Below are 593 nucleotides of genomic sequence, written 5' to 3'. Positions count from 1 at the left end.
TATCCTGATGCTGTGATTGCCATGGAAGCCTGTAGCGGCTCTAACTATTGGGGAAGAGAGTTGCTCAAGCTTGGCTACGAAGTGAAGCTGATCCCACCACAACATGTAAAGCCGTTCGTCAAAGGCAACAAAAACGATCGCAATGATGCATTTGCCATCTGTGAGGCGGCTCAGCGGCCAAATATTGTCTTTGTAAAGCCACGAACCTTGGAGCAAGTTGATCTAATTTTAGTGCATCGAATTCGTGAACGCCGGATACGGGAACGCACAGCATTGAGCAATCAAATACGTGGGCTACTTAACGAGTACGGCATTGTTTTTCGCCAAGGTAAAACTCCTTTTATCACTGAGTTGCCAGAAATCTTGGCAACTGAAAATAATGGCTTAACAGTGACCGCGCGTCGCTATATTCGAGAGTTACTTGATGAGCTTAGAACCATTGATGCTGCAATTAAAACCACAGAAAAAGAAGTTCAAGCACAAGCTAAAAATCACCCTGATGCTAAACGCCTAACAGGTATACGTGGTGTTGCTGAAATGATTGCTACCGCTGTAGTTTCATTTGCTGGTGATGGTTCTGGCTATAAAAATGG

At 44.5% G+C, this 593-nt stretch carries 1 protein-coding gene; it reads left to right on the top strand.

Going from position 1 to position 593, the window contains the following annotated elements; all coding sequences use genetic code 11:
• A partial coding sequence (locus ACF8D4_RS11070; RefSeq protein ID WP_392468696.1) for an IS110 family transposase occupies window positions 1-593 on the top strand: 593 nt, incomplete at both ends.

Origin of the sequence: Shewanella sp. YQ_9, from assembly GCF_043103185.1 — a bacterium.
In the GTDB taxonomy this organism is placed as follows: Bacteria; Pseudomonadota; Gammaproteobacteria; order Enterobacterales; family Shewanellaceae; genus Shewanella; species Shewanella algae.
Note: the sequence above shows the minus strand (reverse complement) of the source record. Positions and strands in the feature narration are given on the sequence as shown.